Annotated in this window: 17 protein-coding genes; 4 read left to right on the top strand and 13 right to left on the bottom strand. The window is 70.9% G+C overall.

Annotated elements, in window-relative coordinates:
- The 7 genes from A7B20_RS11615 to A7B20_RS11590 form a co-directional block, all read right to left on the bottom strand.
- The coding region (locus A7B20_RS11615; RefSeq protein WP_102108749.1) for a cobalamin biosynthesis protein at nucleotides 1–1344 on the bottom strand (1344 nt) is incomplete at its 3' end.
- Nucleotides 1335–2036, bottom strand: coding sequence for a precorrin-2 C(20)-methyltransferase (cobI, locus tag A7B20_RS11610; protein ID WP_102108748.1), 702 nt, complete (start codon nucleotides 2034–2036; stop codon nucleotides 1335–1337). The genes cobI and A7B20_RS11615, both read right to left, overlap by 10 nt.
- Before the next feature lie 127 nt (nucleotides 2037–2163).
- The gene (gene cbiE, locus A7B20_RS11605; RefSeq protein ID WP_102108747.1) at nucleotides 2164–3366 is read right to left on the bottom strand and encodes a precorrin-6y C5,15-methyltransferase (decarboxylating) subunit CbiE; all 1203 of its coding nucleotides are present in this window, start codon (nucleotides 3364–3366) and stop codon (nucleotides 2164–2166) included.
- Nucleotides 3359–3592: a hypothetical protein gene (locus A7B20_RS21270; RefSeq protein WP_157937664.1), complete on the bottom strand. Its 234-nt coding sequence runs from the start codon at nucleotides 3590–3592 to the stop codon at nucleotides 3359–3361. The genes cbiE and A7B20_RS21270 overlap by 8 nt, the downstream gene beginning before the upstream one ends.
- Complete coding sequence (locus tag A7B20_RS11600) at nucleotides 3589–4233, bottom strand: precorrin-8X methylmutase (RefSeq protein ID WP_245866830.1); 645 nt, start codon at nucleotides 4231–4233, stop codon at nucleotides 3589–3591. The genes A7B20_RS21270 and A7B20_RS11600 overlap by 4 nt, the downstream gene beginning before the upstream one ends.
- A gap of 70 nt (nucleotides 4234–4303) precedes the next feature.
- The gene (locus A7B20_RS11595; RefSeq protein ID WP_102108745.1) at nucleotides 4304–5521 is read right to left on the bottom strand and encodes a sirohydrochlorin chelatase; all 1218 of its coding nucleotides are present in this window, start codon (nucleotides 5519–5521) and stop codon (nucleotides 4304–4306) included.
- A complete protein-coding gene (locus tag A7B20_RS11590; protein WP_102108744.1) occupies nucleotides 5518–5739 on the bottom strand; it encodes a DUF6732 family protein in 222 nt (73 codons plus the stop codon). Before A7B20_RS11590 ends, A7B20_RS11595 begins: the two co-directional genes overlap by 4 nt.
- Before the next feature lie 315 nt (nucleotides 5740–6054).
- Here A7B20_RS11590 and A7B20_RS11585 point away from each other — a divergent pair, with 315 nt between their 5' ends.
- On the top strand, nucleotides 6055–7029 hold the full coding sequence (locus A7B20_RS11585) for a glutathione S-transferase family protein (RefSeq protein ID WP_102108743.1): 975 nt from the start codon (nucleotides 6055–6057) through the stop codon (nucleotides 7027–7029).
- Between the two features lie 84 nt (nucleotides 7030–7113).
- On the opposite strand, the gene A7B20_RS11580 is transcribed toward A7B20_RS11585, so the two are convergent.
- Nucleotides 7114–7914: an EcsC family protein gene (locus A7B20_RS11580; protein WP_102108750.1), complete on the bottom strand. Its 801-nt coding sequence runs from the start codon at nucleotides 7912–7914 to the stop codon at nucleotides 7114–7116.
- A gap of 41 nt (nucleotides 7915–7955) precedes the next feature.
- Nucleotides 7956–8453 (bottom strand): GNAT family N-acetyltransferase, encoded by a 498-nt coding sequence (locus A7B20_RS11575; protein WP_102108742.1) that lies wholly within the window; start codon nucleotides 8451–8453, stop codon nucleotides 7956–7958.
- A 112-nt stretch (nucleotides 8454–8565) separates the two neighbouring features.
- On the opposite strand from A7B20_RS11575, the gene A7B20_RS11570 reads away from it, so the two are divergent.
- Nucleotides 8566–9171 carry a flavin reductase family protein gene (locus tag A7B20_RS11570; RefSeq protein WP_102108741.1) on the top strand — a complete coding sequence of 202 codons (606 nt, stop codon included), beginning with the start codon at nucleotides 8566–8568 and terminating at the stop codon, nucleotides 9169–9171.
- A 148-nt stretch (nucleotides 9172–9319) separates the two neighbouring features.
- Here A7B20_RS11570 and A7B20_RS11565 read toward each other — a convergent pair whose 3' ends face one another.
- On the bottom strand, nucleotides 9320–11626 hold the full coding sequence (locus A7B20_RS11565; RefSeq protein WP_102108740.1) for a mechanosensitive ion channel family protein: 2307 nt from the start codon (nucleotides 11624–11626) through the stop codon (nucleotides 9320–9322).
- Between the two features lie 173 nt (nucleotides 11627–11799).
- Here A7B20_RS11565 and A7B20_RS11560 point away from each other — a divergent pair, with 173 nt between their 5' ends.
- Nucleotides 11800–13365: a DHA2 family efflux MFS transporter permease subunit gene (locus A7B20_RS11560; RefSeq protein ID WP_102108739.1), complete on the top strand. Its 1566-nt coding sequence runs from the start codon at nucleotides 11800–11802 to the stop codon at nucleotides 13363–13365.
- Nucleotides 13366–13537: 172 nt separating this feature from the next.
- On the opposite strand, the gene A7B20_RS11555 is transcribed toward A7B20_RS11560, so the two are convergent.
- Together A7B20_RS11555 and A7B20_RS11550 are read right to left on the bottom strand one after the other, a co-directional pair.
- Nucleotides 13538–13948, bottom strand: a complete 411-nt coding sequence (locus A7B20_RS11555) for a hypothetical protein (protein WP_157937663.1) — start codon at nucleotides 13946–13948, stop codon at nucleotides 13538–13540.
- A gap of 236 nt (nucleotides 13949–14184) precedes the next feature.
- Nucleotides 14185–14814, bottom strand: a complete 630-nt coding sequence (locus A7B20_RS11550) for a DnaJ domain-containing protein (RefSeq protein ID WP_102108737.1) — start codon at nucleotides 14812–14814, stop codon at nucleotides 14185–14187.
- A 92-nt stretch (nucleotides 14815–14906) separates the two neighbouring features.
- Between A7B20_RS11550 and A7B20_RS11545 the strand changes: the two genes are divergently transcribed.
- Entirely contained in the window at nucleotides 14907–15146 is a 240-nt protein-coding gene (locus A7B20_RS11545) for a BolA family protein (RefSeq protein WP_342747257.1), read from the top strand.
- A 2-nt stretch (nucleotides 15147–15148) separates the two neighbouring features.
- Here A7B20_RS11545 and A7B20_RS21485 read toward each other — a convergent pair whose 3' ends face one another.
- Nucleotides 15149–15649 carry a DUF4177 domain-containing protein gene (locus A7B20_RS21485; RefSeq protein ID WP_216641198.1) on the bottom strand — a complete coding sequence of 167 codons (501 nt, stop codon included), beginning with the start codon at nucleotides 15647–15649 and terminating at the stop codon, nucleotides 15149–15151.
- Between the last annotated feature and the right edge of the window lie 224 nt (nucleotides 15650–15873).

Genomic DNA, 15873 nt, shown 5'->3' with positions numbered 1-15873 from the left:
GCTCACGCCGCCCGCGTCCTCCGCCCGGTCCAGAAGCTCGAACACCAGCGCGCCCATGGCATAGATCCCGGCGTCGCCCGAGCAGACCAGCGCCACGTTGCGCCCCTCCCCGGCCCGCTCGAGGGCATGGCGGCAGCGCGCCTCCTCTCCGCCGAGCGGAAAGTCGGCCCGCGCCTTGCCCGCCGCCAGCGGTCCCAGCAGGTCGATGTAAAGGCCGTAGCCCACCAGTTCCTCGGCCTCGGCGACCAGGCGCGACACCTCGGGCGTGCGCCAGCCCGCCTGCCCGGGACCGATCCCGACCACCGACAGCCGTCCCCGCGCCCGGCCCCCGAGCGGAACGATCGGCGCCGCCGCCTCGGCGAGCGCGCAGGTTGCCATCGCCGTCTTCGCCTTCCGGCGCGCCAGCACCGCCCCCGGCCCCGCCCCGGCCAGTGCCGCGCCTTCGCAGACGCCGTGACAGCCCACCTCGGCAAAGACCACCTCCGAGGGCGTGGCAAGCCGGGCCGCCTTCGCCTCCAGCTCCGCCGCCGTGAAGATGCGCAGCGGCAGGCCCAGCTTCGCTGCCAGCGCGATCACCGCGGGCTCGTCCGCCTTCAGATCCAGCGTGAAGAGCGCCCTCAGCGCCCCCGCCGCCACACCCGCCGCGGCGAGTTCGCCGAGGACCAGCGCCTCCAGCTCCTCCGGCGGACAGTCGCGCGCGCAGCCGACGCCAAGGGCGAAGCGCTGCGGATGGAAGGTCAGTCCCCCCGGCGCCGCGGGCGCCCCCGTCGCCGCGATCTCGACCGGGGCGCCCTCGCCCCTCGAAGGCAGCCCCGCAAGCCACCCGGCGTCCTTCGCCGCCTCGCCCGACAGGACCGCCCCGGCGCCCGACAGAAGCCGCGCCATGGCGTCCTGCGCCAGCTCCGGCGTCCCCAGCCTCCAGCCCGCGGGCGGCTCGTCGAGCGCTACGCCCAGGGACACGTCGCCCGCCGTCGTCACCGCCGCCGTGCCGTCCAGGGCCGCCGCGATGCGCCGCGCCAGCCGGTTCGCGCCCCGGTGCCCGCCCAGAAGCGGCACCACGACGCGCCCGTCGTCGCTGACCGAGATCACCGGCGGCTCCGCCCGCTTGTCCGCGAGCATTGGCGCGACGCCCCGGATCAGGATCCCGCTCGCGCAGACCCCGATCACCGGCACGCCCGCGGCGAACAGGTCCCGCGCATGGTCGAGCGCATGGCCGAAGAACAGATCCGCCCGCGCAACCCGCCCCTCGCGCCCGTGCACCGCACAGCCGAGCGCGGCGGCGATCCGGTGGGCCACCGCCTCGCCCGAGGCCGAAAGACACAGGACCACGGGATCTACAGCCATGGATCGGCTCCCTTCGTCAAAAGGATCATCGAGAAATAGGGCGCGGGATCGGGCGCCTCCGCCAGCGGGCAGACCACCTCTCCGGGCAGCGAGGCGCGGGCGACGAAGACCGCCTGACCGAGCAGCCCCAGCCCCTCGATCACCGCCCGGATCCGCGCCAGGTGCCGCCCGACCTTCAGGATCGCGACGCTCTCCGCCCCGCCGATCCGGGTGCGCAGCTCCGCGTCGGGCAGGGGTCCCGGCAGCACCGTAACCCGCTCGTTGCGCGCGGCCAGGGGACGGCGCGCCGCCGCCGCGCAGGCGGCCAGGGAGCTGACGCCGGGCACCACCTCGCAAGAAAACCGCGCGGAGAGCCGGGCATGGAGATACATGAACGAGCCATAGAAGAACGGATCCCCCTCGCAGAGGCAGGCCACGTCGCGCCCCGCCTCCAGCGCCGCCGCGATCCGCGCCGCGCCCGCGTCATAGGCCGCCTGCGCCGGTTCCCGCGCGAGGGTCATCGGCACCTCCATGACGATCTCCTCGACCCCCGGCGCCATCAGCCCCGCCACGATCCCCTTCGCGAAACTCTCCGCCCCGGCGAGCGCGGGATAGGCGACCACGGGACAGGCCGCGATCAGCCGCGCCGCCTTCAGCGTGACCAGCTCGGGATCCCCCGGCCCCCCCCCGATACCGTAAAGCGTGCCGGTCACGCGACGACATCCCCGACGCCCGCCGGCACAGGGGTCGACCGGCGCGCCGCCGACGGGGGGCGAACGCCCCCCGCTTCTTCTTTGCACAAATACTCCCGCCGGAGGCGTCCCGGCATCGCCGCCCGCGTCATCGCTTGATCAGGCTCCACTGCGTCACCGGCATCGACGGCCGCCAGCCGCGATAGGGCCCCACCGGCTCGGCCCTGTGGGTCTGGATCTTCACCAGATCCCCGCCATGTGCGGACTGGAGCGCGATCAGCGCCGCCTCGCTCTCCAGCGTGACGGCGTTGGCGACCAGGCGGCCCAGCGGCTTCAGCGCGGCCCAGGCGGCGGCGAAGACCTCGTCCGACAGCCCGCCGCCGATGAAGATGGCATCCGGCGCCGCGAGCCCCGCGAGAGCGCCCGGCGCCTCGCCCTCGACGATCTCGAGCCGCGGCGTGCCGAGCGCCAGCGCATTCGCGGCCGCCATCGCCCGCCGGTCGGCACGGGGCTCGATGCCGATGGCCCGGGCATAGCGGGCCGCGCGCATCCACTCGACCGAGACGGACCCCGAGCCGCAGCCGATGTCCCAGAGCAGCGCGCCGCGCATCGGCATCAGCTTCGCCAGCGTGGCCGCGCGAACCTCCTGCTTGGTCATGGTGCCGTCGTGGCGGAACAGATCGTCCGCCAGCCCCGGCACCCGCGGCAAAAGCGCCGCGTCGGGCGCGGCGACGCAGTCGACCGCCAGCGTGTTGAAGGCGGGCACGGCGTGGTCCCAGCTTTCGGCGATCCCGTCGAAGCGCTGCTCCCCGGCGCCGCCCATGGCGGCGAGCACGGTCATCGGGCTCCTGCCGAAGCCGCGCTCGGTCAGGAAGCCCGCGATCTGGGCCGGGGTCTTCTCGCCGGTGGTCAGGATCAGCAGGCGCGCGTCGGGCTGGATGAAGGCGATCATCTGCTCGACGGGGCGGCCGTGGACCGTCAGCGTCTCGACATCGGCCATCGACCAGCCCATCCGCGCCGCCGCCAGCTGGAAGGCCGACAGCTGCGGGTGGTAGACGATCTCGGAGGGCGGGATCGCCCGCCCGATCCGCGCGCCGACGGAGAACCATAGCGGATCCCCCGTGGCCAGCACCACCACCCGCCGCCCCTTGAACGAGCGCAGCAGGCCGATCAGCGCATCGAAGGGCGAGGGCCAGGCCACCCGCTCGGCCGTCACGCCGTCGGACAGGACATGGTGCCGGTCGCCGCCGACGATCACCTCGGCGGCCTCCAGGATCGCGCGCGTCGCGGGGGCGAGCCCCGCCATTCCGTCCTCGCCGATGCCGACGATATGCAGCCAGGGTTCAGCCATCCGCGCCTCCAAAAGTCCTGCAGGACTTTTGCCAAATTTCCTTCAGGAAATTTGCCGCCCCCCTGCCCGTATCGCCGCCGATCCGCGCCGGACCAAAAGTCCTCGAGGACTTTTGGCAAATTTCCTTCAGGAAATTTGCGCCTGCGGCAAGCTCTGCGCTCCGGCCGCGGACAAAAGTCCTGAAGGACTTTTGCCAGATTTCCTTCAGGAAATCTGCCCCGCTCATCGCGCCTGTCCCGCGACCGACAGTCCCGCCGCCAGCGCGTTGACCGCCGCGCTTGCCATGGCCGAGCCGCCGCGCCGCCCGCGCAGCGCGATGAAGGCCGAGCCTCTGGGATCGGCGGCAAGCTCCGCCTTGCTCTCGGCCGCGCCGACGAAGCCCACGGGAAAGCCGAGGATCAGCGCCGGTTTCGGCCAGCCGCCCTCGATCAGTTCGAGCAGGTGGAACAGGGCCGTGGGCGCATTGCCGATGGCGACGACGGCGCCCTCGATCCTCTCGCGCCAGTCCTCCACCGCGGCAGCCGAGCGGGTGTTGCCGATCGCCCGCGCACGCTCCGCCACGCCGTCGCCGTTCAGGGTGCAGACCACCTCGTTGTCCGCCGGCAGGTGCTGCCGGACGATCCCCGCCGCCACCATCTCGCAGTCGCAGAGCACCGCCGCGCCCCGCCGCAGCGCCTCCGCTCCGGCTTCGGCCGCGCCGGCGGAGAAGGCGAGCCGGTCGGCGACCTCGACCATGCCGCAGGCGTGGATCAGGCGGATCGCCACGGCTTCCATCGCCGGGGAGAACCGGTCGAGCCGCGCCTCGGCGCGCACCGTGGCGAAGCTTCGGGCGTAGATCGCCTTCGAGTCTTTCTCGTAGGGGCGCACGTCGCTGGATCCGTTCGGGAGGGTCCGGAGGACGGGAGCCTCCGGCGGGGATATTTGGGAAGCAAAGATGTCAGGTCTTGCGCCGCACGCTTTCGGGGCCGAGCGGGTGCTTCGCGTGGGGATAGGGGGCGTGATGGTGGTGGTTGTGCCCGTGGTCGTGGTCATGGTGGTGACCGTGATCGTGCCCGTGTTCATGGGCGTGATCGTGGCCATGGGCGTGATCGTGCGGATGACGGTGCTCGTGGGGGTGGGCATGGTCGTGGTGATGGTGGTCGTGCGCGTCAGCGGCCTCGAGCCGGCAGAGGCCGGTGCAGAAGTCCTCGCAGAGCGTGCAGTCCGCCACGTTCGATCCCGGCGCCGAGGCACCCTGCCCCTCGACGTGGTGATGGTGGCTTTCTTGGACGGCGCCGACCTCGGCCTCGAAGCCCAGCACCTGGGTGCGGTACTTGCACATCGCGCAGTTCGGCGGCGGCACCTCGCCCACCTGCTCGGTGATCCGTTCGGCGAAGGTTTCCAGCACCTTCGGGTGGTCGTTCAGATAGCCCGCCTTGACCATCTGGATCTCCGGGTGCGCCGCCGCGACGCGGTCGGTGAAGCCGTAGATCCGGTCGATCAGGATGCCCGAGAACAGGAAGTACGGGAACACGACGATCCGGCGGTAGCCGAGCCGGACCGCGTGGTCGAGGCAGGGTTCGACCAGCGGGAAGGTCACGCCGGAATAGCCCGTCTCGACCCAGCCGAAGCCCAGTCCCTCGCAGAGCATGCGCGCGATCTTGGCCACGTTGCCGTTGGCGTCGGGGTCCGAGGCGCCGCGGCCGATCACCACGAGGCAGGTGTCGTGGAGGTCCACGGTGCCGTGTTCGGCATCGGCCTTCGCCACCGCCTCCATCACCCGCGCGCCGGCGGCGGCGATCATCTTCGGATCGACGCCCAGCTCGCGGCCGTAGCGCACCTCGATCCCGTGCTTCGCGGCGTAGGTGTTCAGCACCGTCGGGATGTCGTTCTTCGCGTGCATCGCCGCGAAGAGCATGCCCGGCACCGCGAGGATCCGCTCGCAGCCCGCCTCGCGCAGCCGGTCGAGCCCGTCGCGGATCACCGGGTTGGCGAATTCGAGATAGCCGTAGTCCACCGGCCAGTCGGGCGGCAGGAAGGCCGGCAGCTTTTCGGCCAGCACCGCAAATTCGTCCACCGCGGACTGGCTGCGCGAGCCGTGGCCGCAGATCATCACGCCGGTCTTGGGGGCAGCCTTCGGTGCCGTCTTCGGGGCCGTCTTCGCCTCCGCGCTCATGCCGACTGCTCTTCGGTGGCGTCCTCGGTCTCTTCCCGCTTGCGCCGCTTGCCGCGCTCCTTCAGCCCCGCCCAGAGGCCGAGCGCGATGGCCGTCCCGATGGCCGCGCCCGCGACCCAGTGGTCGTGCCCGGCCAGCCCGGCCAGGTGGCCCGGATGCGCCAGGGCCGCCCCCGGTGCAAGAAGGGCAAGAAGGGCGGTGCAACGGGCAAGGGTCATGGGCTTCCTTTCCGGGTCTGCGCGAGGCGGCCGGAAAGCGGCAAGGCACCGCGCGAACGGGTCCCCGACGATACCGCCTCCCGGCCCCCTGCATGGGTCGGCCCGGTCACGGTCACCTCTCCGGCCCCTCGCAAGGGGCGTCGTCGCCCTGACGTATAGGAGCCACGTTCCGGCGTTGCAATGCGCGATGCGGCAGGGCGCCGCCCGGGCGCGACCTGTGCGTTTCTGCGCAAGACGCCCTGTGGCGGTGCCGGTGTGCGAAGACGGCCCCGCGCCCTAGGTTGCGAAGGAACGGCATTTCACGGGAGAGAGAACATGGGCCTGCTGCAGAACGGCGAATGGGTCGACAAGTGGTACGACACCGACAGCACCGGCGGAAAGTTCGAGCGTCACGAGTCGACCTTCCGCAACTGGGTGACGGCCGACGGATCCCCCGGCCCCACCGGCGAGGGCGGCTTCAGGGCCGAGGCGGGCCGCTATCACCTCTACGTCTCCTACGCCTGCCCCTGGGCCAACCGGGCGCTGTTCTTCCGGGTGCTGAAGGGGCTTCAGGAGATCATCGATGTCTCCGTCGTGCATCCGGAGATGCTGGAGGACGGCTGGACCTTCGCCACCGACTTTCCCGGCACCACGGGCGACCGGCTGTTCGGTTTCGACTTCCTGCGCGAGGTCTACCTGAAGGACACCCCCGACATGACCGGACGGGTCACGGTGCCGGTGCTCTGGGACAGGGAGAGGGGCAGGATCGTCAGCAACGAAAGCTCCGAGATCATCCGGATGATGAACTCGGCCTTCGACGGGATCACCGGCAATACCGACGACTACTGGCCCGAGGATCTGCGCGAGGCGATCGAGCCGGTGAACGCCCGGGTCTACGACACGGTCAACAACGGCGTCTACAAGGCGGGGTTCGCGACGTCGCAACGGGCCTATGACGAGGCGGTGCATCCGCTGTTCGACAGCCTCGAGTGGCTGGAGGGGATCCTTGCGCAGAACCGCTACCTCATGGGCGAGCGGATCACCGAGGCGGACTGGCGGCTGTTCTCGACCCTCGTGCGCTTCGACCTGGTGTACCACACGCATTTCAAGTGCAACCGCGCCTGGATCCGCGAATATCCTAACCTCTGGGCCTATACGCGCGAACTCTACCAGTGGCCGGGGATCGCCGGGACGGTGCATTTCGACCACTTCGTGCGCCACTATCACTACAGCCACGACACCATCAATCCGCACCGGATCATCCCCATCAACCCTGTGATCGACTGGGAGGAACCGCATGGCCGGGGGTAGAGCCGGGCCGTTCCGGGGGCGCCAGCGTGTCGTCACCGGAACGGGTCGTGCGGTGCAGATGCTGAAAGTCGGCGCGGCGCGCCCTTACCGCAGCGCCTTCGGCGGGTGCAGCAGCAGGCGGAACTCGCGCATCAGTGTCTCGACATCCACCGACCCGTCCCGCGCCAGGGCACGGAGGCCGAAATAGACCCGCGCCATTTCCTGGTAGTAGCTCGTGAAGGCATAGTTCGTCGCCGCCCCCGCCACGGCACCCAGCACCGGCACCGTCTGAGTGGCGAGCTTCTGGCCCATCACCGTGGCCAGCCGCGGCGCGATGCGGGCGATCAGCCCGTGCACCGCCGCGCCGGTGAGCGTGATCCGTGTCGTCAGGAAGGCGATGTCGGTGCCGTCGTCCCGCGACAAGGGCCCCGAGGCGGCGAAGACCTGGAGGCACTGGAGCCGCACCTTCGGGTCCGACACGTCGAACCCCTCGTCCGCCGCGATCCCCTGGATCGCGCGCAGCAGCACCGTCGTGGTCACCGGCAGCTCGGCAAGGGCCGTCGGCAGCCCCCCGGCACCGCCGGCGGCGCCCATCGCCGTCGTCACCGCGGTGTTCAGCCAGTCGGGCCGGTCCGCGACCGAGCGGCGCGAGCGGTGGGCCGCGTCGAAGGCCACCTCCAGCGCGGCGCGGGTGGCCCCGTCGAGCCGCTGGCGCACCGCCATCGGCAGCCGCTCCAAGAGGTTCTCCGCCTGTCCTCCGACCAGGCCCAGCACCTGCATGCCGATCCCGTCGGCGCTGCGGAATCGGCGCACCAGGGCTTCCAGCGCGTCACGGGTGGCCTGGTCCAGCTCCTGCGTGTCGGGCAGGCCGGTCGTCTGTTCGGAGGTGATGTCGTCGCGATCCATGACAGGGAAATGGGCCGCCCCCCGCCCCTTGGCAAGGGCGATCACACCGTGGCGCCGTCCCAGCGCTGCACTTCGCCGGCGACGCCCGCCCAGGCGCCCTCCACCAGCTCGAGCCCCAGTACCCGCTCGGGGTTGGTCGGCGGCGGCATCTCGACCCCTTCGAGCTTCGTGAAGCCGAAGCGGCGGTAATAGGGCTCGTCCCCCACCAGAAGCTCCCGCGTCCAGCCGAGCGCGGCGGCGCGCCGCAGGCTCTCGAGGATCACGAGTCCCCCCAGCCCCTCGCCCTGGCGCGTCGGGTGCACCGCCACGGGGCCCAGCAGCAGCACGTCGGCGCCGCCGACCTTCACCGGCCACTGGCGGATCACCGCCGCCAGCGTTCCATCGGCGTCGCGCGCCAGCAGGCAGAGCGGGCGCACGGGATCCACGCCCTCGCGCAGGCGGTAGGAGGACAGGAGCGTGCGGCCGGGGGCGAAGCAGAGATCGTACAGCGCCTCGACCTCCCAGAAGTCGTCCGGCCGTTCCTCGTCGAGCCTGATCACGCCACCAAGTCCCTCGTCACACTTGCCCGCAGGCGTTCCGGCAAAACCGCTGGCAACGCCCCTAGCATGGGGCTAGGTCACGTTCAAACCGAGACCGGAGGATGACGCGCCCATGTTCTACCGCCCCGAGGACGGCCACGGCCTGCCGCACAACCCGTTCAACGCCATCGTCACGCCCCGCCCCATCGGCTGGATCAGCACCCGGGGCCGCGACGGACGCGACAACCTCGCCCCCTATTCCTTCTTCAACGCCGTCGCCTATGTCCCGCCGCAGGTGATGTTCGCCAGCACCTCGGCGAAGGAGGACCGCGGCGACACCAAGGACAGCGTCGCACAGATCCGCGAGACCGGCGTCTTCTGCGTCAACATCGTGGAATACGCCATGCGCGACGCGATGAACGCCACCTCCGCCGCCCTGCCCGCGGGCACCGACGAATTCGCCGAGGCGGGGCTGGAGAAGGCGCAGTGCGAGACCATCGACTGCCCCCGCGTCGCCGCCGCGCCGGCGAACCTCGAATGCAGGCTGACCCAGATCGTGCAGCTTCCGGGCGCCACGAACTTCGCCGTCTTCGGCGAGGTCACGGGCGTCCACATGCGCGACGACTGCCTTCGGGACGGCACCTTCGACGTCACCATCTTCCAGCCCCTCGCGCGGCTCGGCTACATGGACTACGCCCGCGTGACCGAGGTCTTCCCGATCCGCCGCCCGGGGCATTAGGCCCTTACCGCCCCGGACCCGAGGTCGCGGCGGCGGCACGGGCGGGACGCCTCCGGCGGGAGTATTTGGGCAAAGAAGAAGAAGCCAATGGGTCTTTCGTGCCCCAGATGCTCGTGCCCCAAGGCAGCCACGGGCGCCGCCTTTTGCCTCAGCGGTCGTCGCGCGGCGCCGCGGCGGCGCCGTTCGCCGCCTCCAGCGCGCGGTCGGCCTCGGCGCTGTGCTCGGCGGCGGCGGCGCTGATCTTCAGGCGGTCGGCCTCGCTCAGATCCTCCGGCGCGCGCCCGTCCAGGTTCACGCGGACCTCGCGGCGGGCGAACTGGATGCCGGCCTTCTCGAACTCCTCCTTCACCCGGACATAGACCTTCTTGCGAATCTCGAACTGCTTGCCTGGCTTGTGAGTGAACTTGCCGCGGATGACGATGCCGTGGTCGTTGTACTCGTACACGCCCTGGCTCTTGAACGGCTCGATGAACCCCGGGCCCAGCACCGGATCCTCCAGCAGTTCCTGGCCGATCTTCTTGAACATCTTCCTAACCTTCTCGATGTCGGTGTCGAAGGGCACGGTGAAGCGCAGCTTCATGATCCCCCAGTCGCGGCCGAAGTTCGTGACGGTGTGGATGTTGCTGTAGGGGATGATGAGGACCGGCCCCTTGGAATCCCGAAGCCGCAGCGAGCGCAGCGAGATCTTCTCGACCGTGCCGATCTGCCCGCCGGTGTCGATGTATTCGTTCAGCCGGAAGGCGTCGTCGATCAGGAAGAACATCCCCGAGATCACGTCTGCCACCAGCTTCTGCGAGCCGAAGCCGATGGCGATGCCGACGATCCCCGCACCGGCCAGCAGCGCGGTCACGTCGACGCCCACGTTGCTGAGAACCATGAGCGCGGTGATCGACACGACCACCACCTGCAGCGCCTTGCTGATCGAGGGCAGGATCGTCCCGAGCCGCGACACGGCGGGCGCGGTGCCGCCCTCGCCCTCTCCGTGCATCGCCTCGGCGGGCATCGCCGACTGCTCCTTCGCGAGCCGCAGGTTGATGGCAAGCCGCACCACCTCCCACAGCAGGTAGCCCGCGACGAGGATCAGCGCGACGCGGACCGCGCCCGAGGCCAGCTGCTCGCCCACCCCCGCCATGGCCATGCCGACCGGCGTGACGTGCCAGAGCCGCGCCGTCGCCAGCAGCACCGCACCGAACACCAGCACCCGGCCGATCCGGATATAGGCGCGGCGGCTGGCCGCGAAGGCGGCCCGCGCCACCGGCCCCTCGCCCTCCATGTCGCCCATGAAGTGGCGCACGACGGCGTGGATCAGCGTGTCGAGCAGCGGCGCGACCAGAACGATCACCATGCTGACGAAGTGCCGCCCCCCCGCCAGCACGCCGCCGATGTTCATGACGCTGACCGAGACGCAGAAGAGCCAGGTCGCGAGGATCGTGAACACCGCGAGCCAGGGATAGGTGCGCACCGCCCAGGCGTCGAAGCCCGTCAGCTCGACCCGCCCCCCGGCCATGATCGACCGCCAGCCGTCGCGGGTGAACCAGAACAGGAGCGCCATCCAGCCGAAGAAGACGAGGTTGAACCAGAACCAGAACCCCGCCGCGCCGCCGAAGGTGCGGTTCAGCGTCACCATGGCGAAGGTCAGGCCCAGGCCGTAGGCGATGCCGACGAAGTTCCAGTAGATCACGCCGGCCATCCGGTCGCCGACGCTGAGCAGCCGCGGCTGCGTCGGCGTGCGCGCGAAGAAGAAGCGCAGCAGCGCGATGGCGAAGCGCGGCATGAAGACCAGCCAGAACAGCAGCCGCGCCGCGACCGGCACCGGCTCGTCCGGTTTCAGGAGATGGAGCACGACGAAGGCCGTGGCGGCGAAGATCGTGGCGCCGACGACCTCGAAGAACAGCCGCGCCCCGGCACGCCGCAGCGTCCGCACAAGGTCCTGCGTCGGCGCAGGGGCCGCGTGCGCGCGCGCCTTGCGGAACAGCAGCCACCCCACCGCCCGCTCCGCCGCCAGCCCCGCCGCGATCGCCGCCGCCATGGCGAACAGCAGCTCCCACATCCCGTCCGACCCCGAGCGGGCGTTGAACCTGCGGAACACTTCCGCCTCGGCGGCGAGGAAATCCGGCAGATGGGTCAGGTTGTAGACGAAGGCCTCGGACACCTTCCGCGCCGTCTCGCCCAGAAGCGCGCCGAGCGACTCCCCGCTGGCGGCGGGCGCCGCCGCGGCGGTGGCCTTCGCATCGAGCTGGTCCAGCAGCAGCGCCCGCACCTCGGTGTCGGAGAGGCGCGACACCAGCGCCTCCACCGCACCCGGCGTCAGCGGGTCGGGCAGCGCGACCTTCGGCGCGGCCGGGGCCTGCGTCGACGCCTCCGGAAGAACCTGCGCCAGTCCGCGGCCGGCCCCGGCAAGCGTGACCAGCAGCAGGCCCAACGCCACCGCCAGGCTGAAGAGTCCGCGTCCCATGCCGTCTCCCGATGCCACGCGGCCCAAGGCTACGCCCCCGGGGCGCCGCTGACAACGAATCATTGCCGGGGCGTGAGGCCCGCCGCCGTGCCTTGCGGGCGTCGCCCCGCCTTGCCTAATCCGCCGCGGCCTTATCTTTCGGGAACGCCAGAGCCCCAGCCGGACGCCCTTCCATGCCAGACACCGCCCGCCCGACCGCCGCCGCCACTTGGATCGGTTTCGCGGCCATGGGTCTTGGCATGTTCATGGCGGTGCTCGACGTGCAGATCGTCGCCACCTCCCTGCCCGAGATCCGCGACGCCCTGGCCATGTCCCCCGAGGCGATGTCCTGGGTCCAGACCGCCTACCTGATCGCCGAGGTCATCGCGATCCCGCTGACCGGCGTGCTGATGCGGGCGCTCTCCATGCGCTGGCTCTTCACCGGGGCCACGACGCTGTTCACGCTGGCCTCCATCAGCTGTGCGTCGTCATCGGGCTTCGGCGAACTCGTCGCCTGGCGGATCCTGCAGGGCTTCTCCGGCGGCTCGCTGATCCCGGCGGTCTTCGCCGCCGTCTTCCTCCTGTTCCCGACCTCCCGGCAGGGGCTGGCCACCACGCTCGCCGGCGTCCTTGCCGTGCTCGCGCCGACGGTGGGGCCGGTCGCGGGGGGCTGGATCACCTCGACCTTCTCCTGGCACTGGCTGTTCCTCGTCAACGTCGCGCCGGGTATCGTCGCCGTGCTGCTCGGCGCGGGCCTCCTGCCCCGCGATGCCGCCCGGCCCGCCGAACTCCGCCGCCTCGACTGGCTGTCCCTCGCCGCCCTGGCCCTGGCCCTCGCCACGCTCGAGATCGCGCTGAAGGAGGCGCCGGACCGGGGCTGGGCCGCACCCCTCGTCCTCGGCCTTCTCGCCCTCAGCCTCGTCTCTGCAGCGGGCTTCGTGCGCCGCACCCTGCACCGCGCGACACCGGTGGTGGCGCTGGCCAGCTTCGCCGACCGCAACTTCACCATCGGCTGTCTGCTGAGCTTCGTGCTCGGGATCGGCCTGTTCGGCTCGACCTACCTGATGCCGGTGTTCCTGGCCTTCGTGCGCGGCCACGACGCGCTCGGGATCGGGGAGATCATGCTCGTCACCGGATGCGCGCAGCTGCTGACCGCGCCGCTGGCCGTCGCGCTGGAACAGCGGCTGAACGCGCGGCTCCTGACCGCGGTCGGCTTCGCCCTCTTCGCCCTCGGCCTCGCCCTCAGCTACGACCAGACGCCGCGCACCGACTTCGCGGGCATGTTCTGGCCGCAGGCGATCCGCGGCGCGGCGATCATGTTCTGCCTGCTGCCGCCCACCCGCATGGCGCTCGGCCACCTGCCCGAGGCGGAGGTGCCCGACGCCTCGGGCCTGTTCAACCTGATGCGCAACCTCGGCGGGGCCATCGGCCTCGCCCTGGTCGACACGGTGATCTACGGCCGCACCCCGCACCATGCCGACGCCCTTCTGGAGCGGTTGCGGGCGGGCGACACCGCCGCCGCCGACTTCCTCGGGATCCCGCCTGCCCTGCTCTCGGCGCCGCCCTCGGAAAGCACCCGCGCCATGCTCGCCCCGCTCCTGGAGAAGGGCGCGACGACGCTGGCGATCAACGAGGCCTGGGCGATGATGGCGGGCCTGACGGCCCTCGCGCTGGTGGGTGTGTGGTTCGCGCGGACTCCGAATGCGCGGCCGACGCCCCCTGCTCTCGGCGACCGGACGGGGAGCGCGACAGGACTCTGACCGCAAACTACTCGACCGGACCCGGCGCCATGCGAGGAGATCGTTTGTCTTCCGCGCGGCGCCCGCACCGGGGCACGAGGCCGGAGGCCAGACAACGCGCGGGGCGGGACACCCCGCCCCGCAAGGGGTCGCTCCCGCCTATCACGGGCGGGAGCGAAGTTCCGTCACCGGGTCAGCCGTTCCTGCCCTTGCCACCCGAGTTGCCGTTGCCCCCGGAGTTGCCGTGGCCGCCCCCACGCTCGCCGTTGGCGGAGTCGTGGCCGCGGCCGGGGTTGTCGTCGTCGAACCCGTCGGGGTCGTTGCCGTGGCCCCGGTCGATGTCCTCGTAGTCGATGGACGCCTCGTCGATCACGTTGTCGTCGGCATCCACGACGTTCCCGTCGCTGTCGATCGCGCGGCCGCCCTCCACCACCTCGGCGACGCCGAGTTCGCCGTCGCCGTCGATGTCATTGCGGAAAAGCCCTTCCGCGCCGCGCGGCCCGAAGACGGCCGCGGCCTCCTCGAAGCTGATGCTGCCGGAGGCGTCGGTGTCGATGTCGGAAAATGCCGCGGTCGCCTGCTGTGCGCCGGCGGCGCCTGCCATCAGGATGGCCGACGTGGCCCCTACAGCGCAAAAATGACCGAGTTTCATGGGATCGCTCCTCCAGTTCGTGTGGCGGTGGAACGCGCCCGCTGCGCACCGGGTCCACGGGGTTCGGTCCCGGCGCGGCAATCCGCCGAGGCCGGCGTCCGATCCTGTCAGGAATCGGCCCACCCGGCGCGGCACCCGTAACCCTCGATCTCCTGCTTCCCGCACCGCGCGCGGGAAGCAGCGCACCGTCACCCCGTGAAGTTGCGCGAGTCCTTGATCTGGTCCCAGGCCCAGACGACCTCCTGCAACTGCTCCTCGTGGCCGCGGTCGCCGCCGTTCATGTCGGGGTGCAGCACCTTGATCAGCGACTTGTAGGCCTTGCGGATCTCGGGCTTCGTCCAGTGGTCCTTGGCATCGAGGATGTCGAGCGCGCGCCGCTCGGTCGGCGGCAGCCGCCGGGTGCCCGTGACCGCCTTGCCGGGGTTGCGCGTGGCATTGCCGCCCAGCACCTGGTGCGGATCGTCGACGCCGAGGCGCGACCAGGCGCGCTGCTCCTCGGACTTCTTGAACGGCTTCGTCTCGCGGCCCCAGACGCGGTCCTTGTCGATCTGCGCCTCGAACTCTTCCTCCGTGGTGCCGTTGAAGAAGTTCCACTTCAGATTGTACTCGCGCACATGCTCGCGGCAGAACCACAGGTATTCGTCCAGGTGGTCGGGGGATTTCGGCGCGCGGTACTGTCCCTGCTCCTCGCAGCCGGGATGCTCGCACACCCGCATCGAGGTCTCGAAGGCGCCCGACATGCCGCGCTTGCCCCGGGGGTTCTTCTTCTTCGCCGCGCTGACGCGGATGTCGAAACCGAAGGGATCGTTCTTTGCCATGTGAAGCACCTTTCCGACTCGGACCACGGAGTTTAGACCCGGGGGTGAGGAAGTGAAGCAGGGAAGCGATAAAAATGGCCGTAGCAGATGAAATGCGACAGAAGCTCGAAGCCGCCTTTTCCCCCGCCCGGCTGGAAGTGGTGAACGAGAGCGACGCCCACGCGGGCCATGCCGGAAGCCCCGGCACGGGCGAGTCGCACTTCCGCGTCGCCATCGCCGCCGAGACCTTCGCGGGAATGAGCCGGATCGAGCGTCACCGCGCCATCCACGCCGCCCTCGGCCCCGCGATCATGGGCCGGATCCACGCTCTCGCCCTTCAGGTCGAGGGCTGAGGTCAGTCCCCCGAGCCGCGGTCGAAGCGTTCGGCCCCGGCCAGCGGGAACGGCGTCACGCGGCCCGGATCGGCGCTGGCGGGCCCAAGCCGCGGCGCCTGGGGGTGGCCCGCGTCCCGGCTGGAGCCGAGCCGCGGCATCACCTGCGGCTTCGGCGCGGCGACCGGGGCGGGGGCGGAGACGGGGGCAGGACCGGGCACGGGGGCCAGTTCCGCCGCCAGTTCCTCGGGCGTCGCCACCGTTTCGGGCGCGGGCATGTCATAGCTCTCGTCGACGAGCGCCCGGCGGAACACCAGCAGGTTCTGGAACACCGTCCTGGTTCCGGTCAGCCCCGCACGCTCCTCGCAGGGCAGCGTGTCCGAGCGCAGGTACTCCCAGCCCTCGGCGCCGTAGGCGTTCATCACCTCGGTCAGGGCGCGGGCGAAGCGACCTTCCGAGGTCTTCTCCCCCTTCACCTTCGGCGCCTTCTTCGGGGCCGGCACGACCACATATTCATACGTCATCTGGGGCTCCTCGTATCAAGCGCCGCGCGACACTATCAAACCGCCGGGGGCTTGTCCAAGCGATCCGCCCCGCCACCGGCAACAAAGCGCCTCGAGCCCGTGCAGTCTCCGCCGGACGTGCAGACAGGGAAGATGTGCCGAGGCGAACGGGACAACAGGGTCGCGCTCCGGCTGCCCGGTCCAGGGCAGCGCGTGCGAACCCCGGAAATGGAGGAAAGTGATCG

Origin of the sequence: Oceaniglobus roseus (assembly GCF_002869745.1) — a bacterium.
Taxonomy (GTDB): Bacteria; Pseudomonadota; Alphaproteobacteria; order Rhodobacterales; family Rhodobacteraceae; genus Oceaniglobus; species Oceaniglobus roseus.
Note: the sequence above shows the minus strand (reverse complement) of the source record. Positions and strands in the feature narration are given on the sequence as shown.